Below are 17,335 nucleotides of genomic sequence, written 5' to 3'. Positions count from 1 at the left end.
CCCCACCGAAAACCGGAGGGCTAACTCACAAAACTCAAACTCGACACCGACCCTGTGGGAGCGGGCTTGCCCGCGATAGCGGTGGGTCAGTCGACATCAATGCTGAATGTCAGATTGCAATCGCGGGCAAGCCCGCTCCCACAGGGTTTTGTATTGTTCCTAGGAACCTTTGCCTTTCTCGCTGGCCGGGTCGTAGACCTTGGTCAAATCCCCGCCGAGGCGGAAGGTCTTGAACGGCTGCATTTTGTGTTTCTGCGCCAGCACATCCGGCGTGCAGGTGTAGAGCGAGCAGAACGGTTCGAGCCAGGCGAATTTCGAGTCGACCTTGAGGTCGGTCATGTCCTGATCCTTGCCGTTCTTCTCCTCGAATTCATCCGGGTCTTTCACCCCCGCGAGCACGCGATCGCCCAGGCGTTTCAAGGCGCCGTTGTTTTCCTGGCGCAAATCGACACCGTTGACCTGAGCGAAACTGGCGATCATCGCCAGTGGCGGCAGGGCATAGTTGTGATAGGCGAGGGCACGTTGCTGGCGCTTGAGCTCGTTGGGCAGGAAGCCTTGGGCGTCGACCTGATTGACGCCGACCTTGTATTCCTTGACGGCCCAATCGAACAGGTCGCGACGGTTGGTGGCGACCGACGTGGCCATTACCGACCAGGCTGCCCAGTACGAGTGGTTGTTGGTTTGTTCGAGCGGCAGGTTGTCCCAGTCGCTGACCACCTGATCAGCCATTTTGCTGAACCAGGCTTCAATCACTTGCGCTTCTTCCTGGTGGGTAGCCAGCGGATGCGAGTCAGAGAATTTCAAGCGAACATAGGACGAAGCCATGCTGCCCAATGCCCATTTGCGCATGGACTTGCCGGTGTGGTTGAAGTCCTTGGACATCAACGCGTCGGCCTTGGCCCAGGCAGTCAACCAGTTGAGGGTGCATTCCAGTTGTTCCGGGCGGCCATCACGCATGAACTGCATCACCCGCTTGCTGGTGCCGCGCTCGATCTTGGTGATGTCGGCGGTGGTCTCGCGGAAGGCTTTTTCCGATGCCTCGTTCAGGGTCGAACGGGCCTTGTCGGAGCCTTCGTATTTGCTGCGAAATTGCAGGGCACCGGTGTAGGGCGTCGGCATCGCGTCGCAGCCTTCGCTCTTGTCGCCGGTTTTGACTTTTTCAATGGGCGCGAAGTAACCCTGGGGCGGGCGCAGTGGCGCGGCGGCCTGGGTGGCGCCGGCGAACATCGCCAGCGTCAGCAGGGAGGGCGCGAGTAACTTTTTCAGCGTTCGGGTTTGCATGCAGTTCATAAGAGGTAGCCTCATTGCCCGGCTTGAGCGGTACGCTGCTCGGCGCCGGAGAACACGTTGCGTTTGCAGATTTTCGCTTCGACTTTCTGAGGCGTGGTACCTGCTTGTTCAGGTCCCTGGACTTCGACGGCCAGCAGATTCTGCGAGGCCCAGTCTTCGTCCGTGCGCAACTCAAAGGCGAAACGCCCGTCGGTATCGGAGGTTTCCGGTTTGTCGATCTTGATGTCCTCGTGGCGCCCATTCATGTACCAGAGGGTGGCTTGCAAGGTTTTCACCGAGGTGTCGGCGAAGCGGATATCGACCTGGTGACTGCTGTTGCGCAGGTCCAGGTTCTTGCTGTTGACCATCAATTCGTTTTTGCCCGGTTTCAGCGTGGCGCTGGCGCTCATCTGTGCATCTTTGCCTTCGCAACCGTTGTCCAACAGCGCCATCATTTGGCGGTAGATGGTTTCCTGATCGAGGCGATAAAGCGGCGAGAATTCCCAGATGAGGATTTTCGGCGGTTTGGTCTGGAACTCTTCGCTGCCCAGGTACTGCAGCATCGAACCTTCCAGGCCACCACCGGGGAATGCCACGTTGAGGATGTCGGCGCCGATGGCCTCTTCGAGGAAACCGGCGAAGTTGTAGTTCTTGCCACTGTGGCTGGTGCCGACCAGGGTGATTTCCGGATTGCCGGAATCACTGAACAGATCGCCATCGCCCGCTTCGCCTTTTGGCTCGGTGGTGAACTGATCCATGTACTGGATCGCGTAGCTGGTGCCACAGAGTTGACCAGCCATGTTGTGTAACGTTCCGGTCTTGCCCATGCGACCCGACTTATGGGTCTCGAATTCACGCTTGGGAACGTCGGCGAAGGCCGGCAATTGCTTGACCTTCTCGGCGACAATTTTCGCTGTGCGTTGGGCGCCATACGGCGTCCAGTGTTGGTCGCCGCGGAAGTAGAAATCGTGGGCTGGCAGGGTGTCGGGCAGCGATTCGTTGGTCAGTGGCGACAGGTCCGGAACCACGTAGCCCATCTGCGCGAAACGCCCGAGCATGGTTTTGTAATTCTTCAGCGCCTTGTCGAAATCGTAGCTCGCCTTCTCTGCCGGGTTCAGCTTGTTGCGGTTCACCAGGCCACGGGTCGGCTGGTAAACGATGACCAGTTCCACGCCTTTGCTCTTGAACGCATCGTGCAGTTGCTTCATGCGTTTGTAGCCAGCGGGTGTGGTGTCGAACTCGGTGCGCAAGTCTTCTTGCGTACGGAACAGCCAATCGCCCTGCGCCTGCACCAGCGTGGTGAAGTTCTGCTGATAGCGGGTGGTGTAGTTCTTCGCGTCATGGGCGGCGGGGCACAGGCTGCAGCAATCCTCGGCCTTGAAGCTGGGTGCTTTGGCGTCTTCGGCACGTACGCCAGTGCTGGCCGCGAGAATACCCGCGGTCAGGGCCGACAGGCTGAGTAATTTGATCAAGTGTGGGTGCATAAAATTATCCTCAGTCCTGCATTTTGGTCTGGCGTTCGACTGGGTCGATCAGCACGGCTTTCTGCTGGCGCACCAGCAGGTCGAGAATTTCATCCTGGCGCTCGCCGAGGATCCCCGAGAAGCTGATGCCGCTGGATTTGGTCGGCGCGAGCATCGACACGCGATACAGCTCCACACTCAGCGGCGAGTCGATCGACAGCGGTCCGCTGCCATTGGCGGCCAGTTCACCGCCGACCACAATCAGCGACACCTGGGCGTCGAACGGGTCGAGCTTGATGTCCCGGTCGGTGTCGGTCAGGTCTTTGATGTGGCCGTAGACACCGGTCAGGCCGTTGGCCATCGCGACGTTTTCATACAGGCGAATGTTCACGCTGTTACGAATACGGATGCCGTGGCGTCGGTTGCTGATTACCTTGTTGCCCCACAACAGGTTGTCGGCACTCTCGTAGAGGGTGATGCCGTCGGTGTGGTTCTTGTAGATCTCGTTGTAGGCGATCAGGTTGTTCACACTGTTACGGTCGATCACCAGGCCCGACAACTTGTTGTCGTAGCTGCGGTTGTTGAAGATGAAGCTGTCGTTGACCTCACGGGAAATAATGATCCCGTGCTTCTTCTTCGTACCGAACACCGTGTTGTCGGCGATGATCAGGCCATGCGACCGGTCATGCGGGTCGATGCCGTAGACGATGTTGTCTTTGTAGGTGTTGCCCTTGACCACGAAGTCACGGGTTTCGTAGCAGTAGAAGCCGTACCACATGTCCGAGAACTCGGAGCCGACGATCCAGCCGGACGGTTCAGGGCGCTTGAGCACCTTGGCCATGTTCGGCGTGTATTGGGAAATACTCACGCCATAGGACTTACTGTTGGCGTAACCGAAACTGGCGATCTTGCTGTTGGCAATGTAGGTCTCGGTGCCACCCCAGGACAGCAGGAACGGACGGAACTCCTTGGGCGACTTGAAGGCCGCCGGGCCGTTTGCCTTCTCGCTCCAGCCAGTGATTCTGGTATCACGCACGAACAGCTGGCCGTCGTTGACCAGGAACGAACCGGCCTCTTGGGACAGACGCAATTCCTGGGTCTGCTTGTCGATTTCCAGAATGCCCTTGTTACCCACCACGATCGGCAACTTCGCCAGGAACACGCCCGGTGAGGTTTCGCTGAAGTACTGCTTGGGCAGCTTCTTCGCCAGGTCCTTGAGGTTCATGTAGCCGTCGTCGACGAAGATCGCCTGCGGGATGCCATGCTGACGCACCACCCACTCGGCCATCTTGTTGTCACCGCCGATGAAGTCCTTCAGGGCGTCTTCCTGCATCATCCGGCGCACGCTGATTTTGCCGGGCTTGCTGCGCACGATTTTCGCGGCGATGGCTTCGGCGGTGTAGCCAGAGGTGTCCGGCAGTTTCGGCTTGGCCAGCTCCAGCGGCGCGGTTGGCGCGCTGCTGACGGTGTAGGTCTTGGCCTGTTGCAGCCCTTTGGCTATGGTCGCCGATTTGCCCTGTTGCACAGGCTTGGCCGGTTCGACGGTGGCGAAGGCGGCTGCGCTGGCGAGCAGCAGCGCGCCGGCCAGCAGGCTGATCGAGCCTTTCTTGGCACTGTTCATGTCGGGCACTCCCTTCGCGGTTTGCATCAGAAGCGCCAGACCACGTCGACAAACGCGCGGTGCATGTAGGAGTCGACGCCTTTGCCATACGCATCGCCAGGCTTGAACACGCCGCCACGGAACCGCACCAGAGCCGAAGGCTCATCGACCGACTGGCTCAACGAAGCCGGCAGCAGGCCTTGCTTGAAGTACTTGGTGACGACTACGTCCATTTCCTGACCGAGGTCTTTGTTGCCATCCTCCAGCGGCAGCGAGGTGCTGGAGAGGATCGCGCCGGTCACGTCGTCGGTGTTGTTTTCGACGGCGTTGATGCCATTGCTGCCCACCGGCTTGTTGCCGTCCACGCGCCAGAACTTGTGGTAGATCACACTGGCATCGTATTCGTCGTTGAGCATCCACGAGCCGAACAAGGTAGCGGTCTGCATGTTGTTCATTTCGCCACGGAAGGCTTCGCCGAAACGGTGAACCCGCGAGCGTGTACCGGTGTAGTTCGAGCGGTTGCTTTCCAGGCCGGTCTGTTCGTACTCGGCGCTGGCACGGGCATACGCCGCACCGACTTGCCACTGCGGGTCGAGGCGCAGACGCACGCCAATGTCGGTGGCCCAGCCATTGAGGTCTTCACCGCGTTTGGCTTCGGTCGGACGCGTGCCATCGGCGTTCAGCGGGTTGACCGTGTCGGTGTCGCCGCTCATGCCGGTGATGCTGCCCCAGTAATTGACGGTGTTGGTGTTGCGCCAGTTGTAGGCATCGCTATCGGCGGTAAGGCCAAGCCAGCTGATGTCGCCGTTCTGTTTTTTATCCAGCGAATCGCCGGCCACGCCCGGCTCCGGGTAGTCGAGCTTGCCGTCATCGTGGGTGTGATGACCGCGAATGCCGACCCAGTTGCCCGGCGACCATTGAGTGGCAACGTCGCCGAAAACGTGCAGGCGATCCTTGTCCTTGGGCGCCAGCTCTTTCAAGTCGGTGCGGTATTCGCTGAAGCGTTCGGCGACACCGACGTTGGCGCGCAACAGGGTGGTGTCGAAAGTCCAGTTCAGGGCTTCGATGTTGGTGTCGCGCCATTGGCCGTCGTCGTTGCGCAGGCGTTGGCGACCGAGCTTGAGGATCTCGCCAGGGTAGGGCGTGAGGCCGCTGTAGCCGACCCAGAACTCGCGCATCGCCAAGTAGTTCTTCTTGGTTTTGCGATCACCGTTGTCGGTGGTCTGGGTACCGTCGCTGTCGGACTGTTGCAGGGTGTCCGTTTCGATGATGTCGGTGGACGTCACGGCCTGGCCCATGGCGTAGGCGCTCCACGCGCCGCTTTCGCCATATACCCATGGACGCAGGTCGAGGCCAACGCCGTTAACGTCGCCGCCACTGGCAGTGCCCAGGTCACGGTCGTCTTCGGACTGGCCGGTAACTTTGACTTCGAGGCCGAAGTTCTTGTCTTCGGTCAGGGCCGCCAGGGTCGGGCACGACCACAGCAGGGCGAATGTCAGGCCAATACCGGCCTGCACGAATGGATTAAGCTTCATAGGGATTCCTCGCCGTCTTCTTCTTGCAGGGCGTGCAGTTCCAGCGTGTCCGAACTCACGGCGCTACGAATGGCCTGCTCTTGTTTCAGCAGGCGTTGGGCCTCGGCCAGCCGGTCAGGCGGCAGTTGCGTTTCGATTGTTTGCGCAAGCTCATTGGCTTGTGGGGTGTTTTGAGCCTTCGCCAATTGGCTGAAGACATAAGCGTTGACCGGGTCGGGCCGGGTGCCCTTGCCTTGGGAGAACAGTTGGGCAATGGCGAAATCGGCGCTGTTCTGGCCGTTACGCGCAGCGGTCAACAGGTGATCCAGGGCTTTCTGCGGATAGACTTTGCCCAGGTAACCACGACGGTAAATCTGGCCGAGGTAGTAATCGGCGGCGACTTCCCGGCCGACGGCTTTCTTGAAGTGCTCTTCGGCGACCTTGGCGTCGGCCGGCACCATTTTTCCTTCGAAGTAGAGCTTGCCCAGCAACAGTTCGGCGCGGGGCTGATCAGCGGCGCGGCCGTTGTCCAGGTACTTCATCATGGTGTCGACGTCGCCCAGTTCAGGGAAGTCGTAGAGCAGTTGCGCGAGGCTGACCCAGGACGCCGGGTAGCCAGGTGCGATGCCTTCGAGCAGCGACTGAGCGGTTTTCTCGTCGGTCTTGCCCAGGCTTGCATCGCCCAGTACGCGAGCCACGCTGTCCACACGTTGCGCAGAAACGACGCCACGGCTGTGACCCGCCTGCATCTGCTTGATCAGTTCTGCCTGTTGCTCTGGCTGGCCGCGTTTCTGATAGACCGTGGCCAGTTCGACGTAGCAGATGTCGGTGGTGTTCAGCGCCGCTTTGCAGATCTTTTCTACGTCATCCAGGTGTTGGTCGTAAGTGCCCTGGGTGCGATAGAGCAGCACTTGCGCCAGACCGGCTTCCGGTTTGCCTTCGGTGCGCCATTGGCTGATCTGCTGCTGTGCGTTGACGTTCGGGAAACTGTGCGGGTATTGCAGGTACAGCATCGCCAGCGGGATCAGGGTGTTGCCTTCGCCATTGGCCGAGGCTTTCTTCAACAGCGCTTCGGCTTCGTGGTGTTCGGCTTCGGTGGCGCCGGGTTTGGCCACCAGCAGACGACCCAGGCGAGCCTGAGCTCGCGGCGAGACGCTGGCCGCGGCGCGGTAAGTCGCCTCGGCCTTTTTGATTTGCGCCGGGTCACGGCTGTCGACCTGCAGATCGGCCAGGCCAACCTGGGCTTCGCTGTAACCCAGGTCTGCCAGTTGCTGGTAGTTCTGCGCCGCCAGCGTGGTGTCGCCACGCTTGAGGGCTTCATTGGCCAGACGCTGGTCGGGCAGGCCGGCGCAGCCGGCCAGGCTCACGGCCAAAGCCAGCGAGCACACCACATAACCACTGTGGGAGCGGGCTTGCCCGCGATTCAGGCGGCTCGGTGCTTCAGAAAGACCGCGTTTATCCAATCGCGGGCAAGCCCGCTCCCACAGGATTCGCGGTGTTTTCAGGAGACTGATGATCGTCACGGGCATGTCCTCTGTTTAAAGACCGGCGGCCATGGCTTTGTTGATCAGCCAGTTCAGGTTCGGGCCACGAGTGCTGTTCACTTCCACTGGGCGACCGGCGAAGGCGCTGTCCAGTGGCTCGTCAGGTTTGATCTGCACACGGATGTCGGATGACAGGTCGGCGCTTTTCAGGCTGGTGCTGCTGACGATCTTGCCGGTACGGGTTTGGTCTTCGCCGGCGATCTGGAAGCTGACCGAAGTGCCTGGACGCACGTCGCCGAACTGGCGATAGGAGAAGCGTGCTTCAACGTTGGCTTCGGTATTGCGCGGCACCAGTTGGAAAATCACGTCGCCTTTGCTGGCGTACTGACCGTTAGCCACCAGTTGCTGAGACACGGTGCAATCGCAAGGCGAAGTCAGGGTGCCGGTCATTTGCTTGCCGAACAGCTCTTCAACCTTGGACGGTTGCAGCTGGTCTTCGTCCAGATGGCCCTTGAGTACGTCGAGCATGCTGGTGCTGAAAGTCGCCAACGGAGCGCCTTTGGCGGCAACGCCGTCAGCCTTGATCAGGCTCTGCACGGTGCCGTCGCGCGGCATGGTGATGTTCATGCCCTGCACGCTGACCAGGCCAGCCTGGGCGTGGCTGACGAAGTACATGCCGTACACCGATTTGAAAATGAAACCGAACGCCACCAGGCCGACCACGAAGATACCGGCGCTGAAGGTCACCGCTTTCAGACGGCCGAGCGGGGTCATGCCGTGGCCGCCATCCTTGACCTTGCGCGCCTTGGTGAAGTTGTCGCGCTGCAGGGTCGCCAGCATCTCACCCACGCTGACGATGTCGCCGGCCAGGTGCGAGGTGATCAGGTGGCGCAGGGTGGAAATGTCCCGGGGCTCCAGGTTCTGGAACTGGCAACCGATACGACCTGTCTGGCGATCGACGGAGCGGATTTGCAATTCCACGTCCATGGCCAGGCCGAGGTTATCGATCACGAATTGCAGGCGGGCCTTGTGCACATCGCCGACCTTCAGCGGCAGCTGACCGGCGTTGAACGCCAGGCCGCCAGCGGAAAGGTCGATGAGCCGGGCTTCGACCGGGGTCCGGTCAGGACCGAAGAAACGCAGCTTGGCCGGGATTTTCACGCGAGCGTGTTGGCGCTGGGCTTCGGATTCGTGCACTACGTTGGAGTTGACGGCGGTATTCATATGGGCGATTTCCTAGTTAATTCAGGCGAGTTCGGTCAGACCATCAGCAGCAGCACGGCGACAAAAATGCTGCCGGCGGAGAAGGTCATGGTCCGAGACGACCAAGTGTTGAACCAACGTTGAAAGCTGGCGAGATCACGGGTCAGAGAAGTGGGCTGGCGAGTCCAGGACTGTTGATCGAGGCGGAAGAACACGTAGATCTTCACCAGCGCGCCGACGATCTGGTTGTAATAGAGAATCGCTGGGTAAGCCGGGCCGATCCGGTGACCGGAGCAGGACAGCAGCACGGTCAGGATCAGGCGGGTGATGCCGATCCACAGCAGGTAAACCAGGATGAACGCGCTGCCGTACTTGAAGGTGGCGAGGATTGCCACGGTCAGGCCCAGCAAGGACGTCCACATCGATACACGCTGATCGAACAGCACCACCGAAGTGAACAGGCCGAGACGTTTCATCCCCAAGCCCAGGGCGCGAGAGTTCTGCCGCAGGTTGTTGCCGTACCAGCGGAACATCAGTTTGCGACTGGCCTTGATGAAGCTCTTTTCCGGCGGGTGTTCCACGGTATGGATCGCGGCATCCGGCACGTAGAACGTGTCGTAGCCCAGACGCATCAAGCTGAACCAGCTCGACTTGTCGTCACCGGTCAGGAACTTGAAGCGACCCAGGCGCCAGTGTTGCAGCGAGTCACTTTCCACATCGGCGATGAAGTCCGGGTTGGTGACCACGGTGGCGCGGAATACCGACATGCGCCCGGTCATGGTCAACACGCGCTTGGACAAGGCCATGGAGCACATGTTGATGTGGCGTTGGGCGAATCGCAGTTTGTGCCATTCGCTCATGATGTAGCCGCCGCGCACTTCGCAGAACTCGTTGGTGGTCAGGCCGCCGACATTGCCGAACAGCTGGAACCACGGCACGGTCTTGAGCACAACGCCTTCGGCCAGCACGGTGTCGCCATCGATCACGGCAACCACGGCGCGGTCGTCCGGCAGGTGGCGCGAGATGGCGCGGAAACCGTAGGCCAGGCCATCGCGCTTGCCGGTGCCGGGAATGCGCACGAAGTCGAGCTTGACCCGTGGCGGTGGGTTCATGCGTTTCCAGAGGCTCTTGACCAGCAGCTCATCGGACATTTCCACGATGGAGCACACCACGGTGGTCGGCAGGCCGCAGTCGATGGCCTCGCGGATTACCGAGCTGTAGACCTGTGCGGTGGTCAGCGCGTCGATACGAAAGCTGGTGACCATCAGAAATACATGGGACGGGTCTGACGCTTTACCCAGCTTGCGCACTTTGCGCCGCAGGTGCGGGTAGACCACGTACAGAAACAGCATGCCGCGCAGAAAGTGCGTGGCACCCATCGAGTAACGCCAGATACCGACGATACCGATCAGGAAGATGAAGTCCTTCGACTCGGAGTCGAACGTGGACGTAGGCAGTGCCGTGGCGATGCCCATCAGTAAACTTAGGTAAAACAGCCAACCGGCGGCCTGAAGTAGGCCGTTCTTTAGCCTGTGCATAATCTGCATCCGTCTCGATCTCGGGCGAGCCTGTGGGGTGGCCCGATGGGGTTAAGGCAGGCCTGTGAAAACTGGCGACACCCGCTCTGGATGACGCCAGAAATCCCGGTAGGAGCTGCCGCAGGCTGCGATCTTTTGGCGTCAGTGAGATCGCTGAAGATCAAAAGATCGCAGGCTTCGCCAGCTCCTACACGGATGCAGCGTTACCAGCAGATACCTTCAGTCCGGCCACTCACGCTGGTGGCTTTGGACATGAAGCCAACCAGGTCGACCACTTGCTTGCCGTGTGGAGCTTCCTGCGCCAGGGCGCGGAATTTCTCGTCACGGTTGCCGAGGATGATCACGTCGGAGTTTGCGATCACGTCGTCGAAGTCGGAGTTGAGCAAGGACGAGACGTGAGGGATCTTCGACTCGATGTAATCCTTGTTCGCACCGTGAACGCGGGCGTATTCGACGTTGCTGTCGTAGATGCTCAGGTCGTAGCCCTTGCCGATCAGCATTTCCGCCAGATCAACCAGCGGGCTTTCGCGCAGGTCGTCGGTGCCGGCCTTGAAGCTCAGACCCAGCAGGGCGACTTTGCGTTTGTCGTGGCTGGAGACGATGTCGAACGCGTTTTGCACCTGGGACACGTTACTGCGCATCAGCGAGTTGAGCAGTGGTGCTTCCACGTCCAGGGAACCGGCGCGGTAGGTCAGGGCGCGGACGTCTTTAGGCAGGCAAGAGCCGCCGAACGCAAAGCCTGGGCGCATGTAGTACTGGGACAGGTTCAGTGTCTTGTCCTGGCAGACCACTTCCATCACTTCACGACCGTCGACACCGACGGCTTTGGCGATGTTGCCGATCTCGTTGGCGAAGGTCACCTTGGTGGCGTGCCACACGTTGCAGGTGTACTTGATCATCTCGGCAACGGCGATGTCCTTGCGGATGATCGGCGCGTCGAGCTCTTCGTACAGCGATTGCAGAACGTCACCCGAGGCCTTGTCGAACTCACCGATAACGGTCATTGGCGGCAGGTCGTAATCGGCGATCGCGGTGCTTTCACGCAGGAACTCAGGGTTGACCGCCACGCCGAAGTCTGTGCCTGCCTTTTTGCCGGAGCAGTCTTCGAGGATCGGGATCACCACGTTTGCCACGGTGCCCGGCAGGACGGTGCTGCGAACCACGATGGTGTGGCGGGTGGTCTTGTCACGCAGGACAAAACCGATCTCGCGGCACACGGCTTCGATGTAGTTCAGTTCCAGGTCGCCGTTCTTCTTGCTCGGCGTGCCGACGCAGATCATCGACAGGTCGGTGTCGCGAATCGCCTCGGCGAAGTTGGTCGTGCCGCGCAATTTGCCCGTCTCGATACCCTTCTGCAGAAGCTCGCCCAGACCCGGTTCAACGATCGGCGATTTACCGGCGTTGATCATATCGATTTTGTCTTTGGCAACATCGACGCCAACGACGTCATGGCCCCGTGCAGACAGGCAACCGGCACATACTGCGCCGACGTAACCCAAACCAAATATGCTGATGCGCATCGCAATTACCTCTGTATTTATCAAGCCATTACATGGCCGGAGTTAATGGTGTTCAGCGGTCATAGTGCACTCGCAAGTGCGACTTAAAGGCGCCACAGTGCCGTGTACAGGCATGCTAAGTTGCGAGTGTCTAAATAAGTGCACTCAAGATGTGCGCAGCCAGGCCTTATTCTTATGACGTGCCCTGTTATGCAGCCGATCCTCTTTTCTGAAGACTTCCGTGCAAAGGTCTTGCGCGCTCAATGCCAGGCCCGAAAGCCCGTAAATCAAGCGGTTGGGTGCTCAGGTGAGCACGTTTATAGGGGCGCAGCCGTGGCCTTGTAGGGGATAGTAATGGTGCGTTATCTCCTGTCCTTCATGTGTTGCCCAAATAAGTGATCAGTAAGCCCAAGTAAGTGTGACAACTTCGCTACATGGATCTCTTGTCTGTGTAAGTTATCTCGCACAATCACCGAGAGAATCGTTACCGGTGGTATGAGCGGCGCATTTGGACATAGTTCCTGTCCGCCCATCGCGAATGCTGAAATTTCTTGAAATATTGAAAAAGATGGCACTGCTTTCATATTGATAGCACTTGCCGTTTGGCCCTTTATATATGGGGGGATTATTGCGTTGGATACTTTTTTGCCACTACGAGTAAAAATTTTCAGTGCCACTACTGAAAAAAATGATCAATGTCGAGTGAAACTAAAGTTAGGAAATGAAGTGCTTGAATATTGGCGCCAATAAAACGGCGAAAAGGAGAGGATTGTTCGACGATCAAAGGGGAACGCGCACGACGAAGTAATGGGTGTCGTGCGCTGACTTAGTGCAGGCTCCATTACTCCGGTGCGTGATCGCGCAAGAACACCAGATTGTCCGGTTTAGACTGCTCGCTGCTGTAGCGATAACCCTGAACGTCGAACTGCTTGAGAGCGACCGGGTCATTGATACGTTCTTCAATGACGAAGCGACTCATCATCCCGCGGGCCTTTTTCGCGTAGAAGCTGATGATTTTGTACTGGCCGTTCTTCAGATCCTTGAACTCGGTATTGATGATGCGCGCGTTCAAAGCACTGCGTTTGACCGCCGAGAAGTACTCGTTGGAGGCCAGGTTCAGCAGCACGTCGTCGCCCTGATCGGCTAACGCTTCGTTCAGCCATTCGCTGATCCGCGTGCCCCAGAAAGCGTATAGGTCCTTGCCCCGGGCATTGGCCAGTTTGGTGCCCATTTCCAGCCGATAGGGCTGCATCAGGTCCAGAGGGCGCAGAAGGCCGTACAGGCCGGAGAGCATGCGCAGGTGCTGTTGGGCGTAATCGAAGTCGGCTTCGTTGAAGGTTTGTGCATTCAGGCCGGTGTACACATCGCCCTTGAATGCCAGCAAGGCCTGCTTGGCGTTGGTTGGGGTGAAGGCCGGAGTCCAGCTGCCGAAACGCGCGGCATTCAGACCGCCGATCTTGTCGGAGACGTGCATCAGCTCACTGATCTGTGCCGGCGTCAGGTCGCGCAGTTGCAGGATCAGCTCCTGGGAATGGTCAAGGTATTGCGGCTGAGTGAAACGCTGGGTCGCCGGCGGTGTTTCGTAATCGAGGGTCTTGGCGGGGGAAATCACCATCAGCATGAAGTCGTCTCCTTTAATCGTGGCGGCGATTCTAGGGGGTTGTCTGTGTTGACTCCAGCTATCAAGCCCATAGGTGATCGGTGGTGTAACCAGGTTTTGTGGCAGAGGGAGATCCTGTGGCGAGGGAGCTTGCTCCCGCTCGAGCGCGAAGCGGTCGCAATACAGGCGCATTTGTTTTTCTGAGGGAATGTATTTGTTGGTTTGAGGGCTGCTTCACAGCCCAACGGGACGGTGCGGCGTTCCGACAAGCTCCCTCGCCACAATGAGTTCGGTGTTGCTGCGGGAATGTGAGCGCGATCGGCTATAGTGCCGCGCGGGTTTTGTTATGGAGACATCCCATTGCGTATCGTTTTTCTATTCTCGGCCTGGCTCTTGAGCTTTGGCGCCATGGCGGCGCCGGGCGATGTGGCGACGCTGGATCGCAGCGCCTGGCCTGAGCAGCTCAGCAGCCCGACGTTGTTCGACGTCGCCTCGCGGGCCGAAATCCTCATGTTTGCCCGCGTTCTGCTGGCCAGTGAATCGCTGGATGAAGCGAGCCTGGCTCAACGCCTGGGCCTGCGCACCCTCAATCTGGAGTCGATCAACCAGATGCGCCAACGCATGTGGCAGCGTCTGCTGACCAATTACAACTTCGCCCAGCAGAGTTGCGATCAGGATGCCTCCTTCTGTTTCCTGGTCGAGGACATGGCTACCTTGCGTGAACAAGCGGCCAAGTTTCAGGTGAGCGACGACAGCTATTACATCAAGTGGGCCGAGCCGAGCCGGTTGTTCCACGCGCAATACCTGGACGAGCAGTTGCGCAAGGCCGCGCTGTTTCCGCAGACCAGCAGCGAAGTCGATCGTTTTGGCGACTATGAGCGCAATGGCGATGCCATGAATGACCGGCTGTTCCTGCTGACCTTCGACAGCGCCGCCAATGCCACGCCAGATAACACGGCCTGGGTCACCGAGTACCTGCGCAAATCGAACATGAGCGCTACGTTTTTCGTCCTCGGCAAGGATATTCAGGCCCGTCTGGCCGAGCGTTCGGTGGCCAGCCTGCAAGGGACTTATTCGCAGCAATGCGTTGGCGTGCAAGGCTGGGAGTTCCGCTCCCACAGCCATTGGCAAGACTGGCAGGACTCGGTGCAACGCAGCGTCGAGCTGGTTAAAGGCAAGCTGCCGGAGAATTACGTGCCGTTGTTTCGCCCGCCCGATGGTCAACGTCGATCCGATGCTGAAGGCTTCTTCACGTCCCAAGGCTTGCAGGTGGCGTTGTGGGACATCGATGCCCAGGACGGCGCCGGCAAGCTCAAGGGCAGCCAGAGCGCACAACGGGTGTTAACCCTGATGCTGCTGTGGCGGCACGGGGTGATCAATTTCAATGTGAAGCAGGATGCGCTGAAAACGGCGATGCCCTGGCTCATCACGCAAACGGCGCCAAGCGGGATCGGTTGGGCAGACTGTCAGGACGCGTTTCGCTGAAAACTGCAAAAGGCCGTAAACATTGGGGGAAGGGCGATTTCCAGAGAGAAATCGGTGCAGGCGGACTTCCGACTTTAACGGCACATTGCCTGCACGCCAAGGGCTATTCGTCACTCTGAAAAATAAACTTCAAAAAAACGTCAAAGTGCTTTTTTCTGTCATGTGTTTTGGAGTATTACGAAGACAGACCGCCGAAACCTGCAACACAGGTGGCGTCTCCCAAGACCCCAGTTTGTGTGCAGTTCACTTGACTCCTCGCAGGTGAATTCGGCGGCCACTTCGAGGCGCAGCACTGTCATGGTACTGCGTCGACTGGCTCCCACAAAGGTGACCGAGTATGGATGATCACGGACGTAGCCCTTCTTCCAACCAGCCAATCCTTTATGTACTCGATACCAACGTATTGATTCACGATCCAAACGCCCTGCTTAATTTCGAAGAACACCACGTCGCCATCCCGATGACCGTGCTTGAAGAGCTGGACAAGCTCAAGAGCGGGCATCACAGCGTTGCCGCGGAATGCCGTCAGGCGATTCGCCTGATCGACAAGACTTTGGGCGATGCCAGCCCCGAAGACGTCGAACTCGGCGTACCGATCCAGCGCGGCAAGAGTGGGCCCAAGGGTTTGCTGTCAATTCTGATGAGCAAGCGCACTGAGCCGAACATCATTCTGCCCGAGCACCTGAACGACAACATCATCATCAACCAGTTGATCGATCTGCACGCGCGTGAACCAAAGCTGCCCGTGGTGTTGGTCACCAAAGACATCAACATGCGCCTCAAGGCCCGGGCTTGCGGGATTGCGGCCGAGGACTACAGCACCGATCAACTGGTTGACGACGTGTCGCTGCTGCCCAACGGTTATCACAACATGACCGGCTCCTTCTGGGACCGTGTGAGGAATGTCGACACCCGTCAGGACCATGGCCGCACCTGGCACCAGGTGCAGTTGATCGACAACCTGCCAGCGGTACACGTCAACGAGTTCATCATCGATGAACAGGGCTTTGTCGGCTGGATCAAGGAGATCGAGGAAGACAAGCTGCTGATTCTCGACCTGCATCAGGAACCCCTGTTGCACCAGGAAGCCTGGGGCCTGAAACCGCGTGACATCTATCAAAGCCTGGCGCTGTACGCCTTGCTCGATCCGGATATCCACCTGGTCAACCTGACCGGGGCAGCAGGTTCCGGTAAAACCATCCTCGCACTGGCGGCGGCGATCGAGCAGACCATGGTCAGCAAACGCTATCGCCGGATCATCGCGACCCGTAGCGTGCAGGGCCTGGACCAGGAGATCGGTTTCCTGCCCGGCACTGAAGCGGAAAAAATGGAGCCTTGGCTGGGCGCCATCACCGACAACCTCGAAGCCTTGCACATGGATGACGAAAACACCCATGGCAGCGTCGACTACATCCTCAGCAAAGTGCCGTTGCAGTTCAAATCCCTCAACTACATTCGAGGCCGCAGCTTCCAGCAGAGTCTGATCCTGATCGATGAATGCCAGAACCTCACGCCGCACCAGATGAAAACCATCATCACCCGTGCCGGCGCCGGTTCCAAAGTGGTGTGCCTGGGCAACCTGGCGCAGATCGATACCCCTTACCTGTCCGCGACCAGCTCCGGGCTGACGTACTTGACCGAACGCTTCAAGGACTTCCCCAACGGTGTGCACATCACCCTGCAAGGGGTGCCACGTTCGATTCTGGCCGAATACGCCGAATCGCATCTGTAACCCTCACCAGAACCGGGCGGCCTGATGGCCGCCCGGTTTTTTTATGCCCGACGAATAACCCTGTGGGAGCGGGCTTGCCCGCGATGGCCTCACCGAGATGTTCCTGTTGAACCGCAGTGTCTGCATCGCGGGCAAGCCACGCTCCCACAGGGTTCGGTGTAAACGCATAATCAAACGTGCGGACAATTGACCCACGGGTTTACAATCGGTGCTCCTGATCAGGAGTATCCCTGTGCTGACTCATCTCGATTCCCAAGGTCGCGCCCATATGGTCGATGTCACTGAAAAAACCGTGACGTTCCGTGAAGCGACGGCCCAAGCGCTGGTGCGCATGCTGCCCGAAACCCTGCAGATGATCGTCACTGGCGGCCATCCCAAGGGCGACGTGTTCGCCGTGGCGCGGATCGCCGGCATCCAGGCGGCGAAGAAAACCAGCGATCTGATTCCTCTGTGCCACCCGTTGATGCTTACCGGCGTCAAGGTCGAACTCAGTGCCGAAGGCGACGACACCGTGCGCATCGTGGCGTGCTGCAAGTTGTCCGGGCAGACCGGCGTCGAAATGGAAGCGCTGACCGCCGCCAGCGTTGCGGCGCTGACCATCTATGACATGTGCAAGGCCGTGGATCGTGGCATGACCATCGAGAGCGTGCGGCTGCTGGAGAAACTCGGCGGCAAGAGCGGCCATTTCCAGGCGGATCAGCCATGAACGTTACTGTGAAGTTTTTTGCCCGTTACCGTGAAGCGCTCGGCGTGGACTCGGTGAAGGTCGAAGGTGAATTTTCCACGGTCGATGATGTGCGCGCGCTGCTGGCTCAACGCGACGGTGCCGAGGTGCTGAGCGAACAGAACCTGATGTGCGCCCGCAACGAAGACCTCTGCCAGCTTGACGAACCGGTGAGCGATGGCGATGAAGTGGCTTTTTTTCCGACCGTGACCGGGGGCTGAACC

13 protein-coding genes are annotated in these 17,335 nt (G+C 59.0%); 4 read left to right on the top strand and 9 right to left on the bottom strand.

All coding sequences use genetic code 11. The features are described from left to right. Nucleotides 1–159 precede the first annotated feature (159 nt). The 9 genes from ACZ3HH_RS21530 to yaaA all read right to left on the bottom strand — a co-directional run bounded on the left by ACZ3HH_RS21530 (nucleotide 160) and on the right by yaaA (nucleotide 13,191). Entirely contained in the window at nucleotides 160–1,290 is a 1,131-nt protein-coding gene (locus ACZ3HH_RS21530) for a mannuronate-specific alginate lyase (protein ID WP_465807482.1), read from the bottom strand. Nucleotides 1,291–1,301: 11 nt separating this feature from the next. Beyond that, the gene (locus tag ACZ3HH_RS21525) at nucleotides 1,302–2,753 is read right to left on the bottom strand and encodes an alginate O-acetyltransferase (RefSeq protein WP_460147866.1); all 1,452 of its coding nucleotides are present in this window, start codon (nucleotides 2,751–2,753) and stop codon (nucleotides 1,302–1,304) included. Nucleotides 2,754–2,763: 10 nt separating this feature from the next. Further along, a complete protein-coding gene (gene algG / locus ACZ3HH_RS21520) occupies nucleotides 2,764–4,353 on the bottom strand; it encodes a mannuronan 5-epimerase AlgG (RefSeq protein WP_465807480.1) in 1,590 nt (529 codons plus the stop codon). A gap of 26 nt (nucleotides 4,354–4,379) precedes the next feature. Then, a complete protein-coding gene (locus ACZ3HH_RS21515) occupies nucleotides 4,380–5,867 on the bottom strand; it encodes an alginate export family protein (RefSeq protein ID WP_465807478.1) in 1,488 nt (495 codons plus the stop codon). Continuing rightward, nucleotides 5,864–7,375: an alginate biosynthesis TPR repeat lipoprotein AlgK gene (algK, locus tag ACZ3HH_RS21510; protein WP_465807476.1), complete on the bottom strand. Its 1,512-nt coding sequence runs from the start codon at nucleotides 7,373–7,375 to the stop codon at nucleotides 5,864–5,866. The genes ACZ3HH_RS21515 and algK overlap by 4 nt, the downstream gene beginning before the upstream one ends. A 9-nt stretch (nucleotides 7,376–7,384) precedes the next feature. Further along, the gene (locus ACZ3HH_RS21505) at nucleotides 7,385–8,554 is read right to left on the bottom strand and encodes a PilZ domain-containing protein (RefSeq protein ID WP_465807474.1); all 1,170 of its coding nucleotides are present in this window, start codon (nucleotides 8,552–8,554) and stop codon (nucleotides 7,385–7,387) included. Between the two features lie 35 nt (nucleotides 8,555–8,589). Continuing rightward, nucleotides 8,590–10,080, bottom strand: coding sequence for a mannuronan synthase (gene alg8, locus ACZ3HH_RS21500; RefSeq protein WP_465807472.1), 1,491 nt, complete (start codon nucleotides 10,078–10,080; stop codon nucleotides 8,590–8,592). Between the two features lie 194 nt (nucleotides 10,081–10,274). Continuing rightward, nucleotides 10,275–11,591, bottom strand: coding sequence for a nucleotide sugar dehydrogenase (locus ACZ3HH_RS21495; RefSeq protein ID WP_465807470.1), 1,317 nt, complete (start codon nucleotides 11,589–11,591; stop codon nucleotides 10,275–10,277). 820 nt (nucleotides 11,592–12,411) lie between these two features. Beyond that, nucleotides 12,412–13,191 carry a peroxide stress protein YaaA gene (yaaA, locus tag ACZ3HH_RS21490; RefSeq protein WP_465807468.1) on the bottom strand — a complete coding sequence of 260 codons (780 nt, stop codon included), beginning with the start codon at nucleotides 13,189–13,191 and terminating at the stop codon, nucleotides 12,412–12,414. A 339-nt stretch (nucleotides 13,192–13,530) separates the two neighbouring features. Between yaaA and ACZ3HH_RS21485 the strand changes: the two genes are divergently transcribed. The 4 genes from ACZ3HH_RS21485 (at nucleotide 13,531) to moaD (ending at nucleotide 17,332) form a co-directional block, all read left to right on the top strand. After that, on the top strand, nucleotides 13,531–14,655 hold the full coding sequence (locus ACZ3HH_RS21485) for a polysaccharide deacetylase family protein (RefSeq protein WP_465807466.1): 1,125 nt from the start codon (nucleotides 13,531–13,533) through the stop codon (nucleotides 14,653–14,655). Between the two features lie 337 nt (nucleotides 14,656–14,992). Then, nucleotides 14,993–16,387, top strand: a complete 1,395-nt coding sequence (locus ACZ3HH_RS21480) for a PhoH family protein (RefSeq protein ID WP_465807464.1) — start codon at nucleotides 14,993–14,995, stop codon at nucleotides 16,385–16,387. A gap of 232 nt (nucleotides 16,388–16,619) precedes the next feature. Next, on the top strand, nucleotides 16,620–17,093 hold the full coding sequence (gene moaC, locus ACZ3HH_RS21475) for a cyclic pyranopterin monophosphate synthase MoaC (RefSeq protein WP_123358543.1): 474 nt from the start codon (nucleotides 16,620–16,622) through the stop codon (nucleotides 17,091–17,093). Next, the gene (gene moaD, locus ACZ3HH_RS21470) at nucleotides 17,090–17,332 is read left to right on the top strand and encodes a molybdopterin converting factor subunit 1 (protein ID WP_465807462.1); all 243 of its coding nucleotides are present in this window, start codon (nucleotides 17,090–17,092) and stop codon (nucleotides 17,330–17,332) included. The genes moaC and moaD overlap by 4 nt, the downstream gene beginning before the upstream one ends. Nucleotides 17,333–17,335: the final 3 nt, after the last annotated feature.

The sequence above is a fragment of the Pseudomonas sp. PME37.24/025 genome, assembly GCF_055556615.1.
The sequence above is the reverse complement of the archived record's forward strand: the minus strand, read 5'-3'. Positions and strand labels throughout refer to the sequence as shown.